Raw genomic sequence first — 544 nt, forward strand, 5'->3', positions numbered from 1 at the left:
GGCAGGCGCCCGCGCGCGGCCAGCAACAACAGCGCGCCCAGCACCAGGCACAGGCCGGCGACCAGCAGGCAGGGCAGTGCGCCCAGCCCCAGCGGACCGGCTTCGGTATCCGGCAGCGAGGCGACCATGCGCAGGCCGCTGTCGCCGACCGGGCGCGACATCGCGTCGGCGCGATCGTGCAGCGCATTGTCGCCGGCGGCGATCACGTCGTAGCCGCCCTGGCGCAGGGCCAGATAGCCGGTGCCCGGCACCGATGCCTGCGCGACCGGGTCGGTCAGCAGCGCCAGTGGCAGGCGCAGATACACCACCCCGGCGTTGCCGCCCAGCGAGACCGGCGCGGCCAGGCCCAGCCGCGGGCCGCCGCCGTCGCGGATCACCGCGCTGGCGAGCTTGCCGGTCATCAGGGCCTTCTCCAGCAGCGCCAGGCGGCCGTAGCCGAAGTGCGCCGCATCGGTGTAGCCCGGCTCCAGGTCGGCCGGCAGCACCTGCGCGTCCTCGGCCTGCGCCCAGTCCGCACGCAGCGCCTGGGCGGCGGCCGCGGCGT

At 76.5% G+C, this 544-nt stretch carries 1 pseudogene; it reads right to left on the reverse strand.

What is annotated here, in order from left to right:
- Positions 1-544: pseudogene (locus D180_RS14425) on the reverse strand (phosphomannomutase/phosphoglucomutase); the annotation flags it as partial.

The sequence above is a fragment of the Xanthomonas sp. SHU 166 genome (assembly GCF_000364685.1).
GTDB classification, from domain to species: Bacteria; Pseudomonadota; Gammaproteobacteria; order Xanthomonadales; family Xanthomonadaceae; genus Xanthomonas_A; species Xanthomonas_A sontii.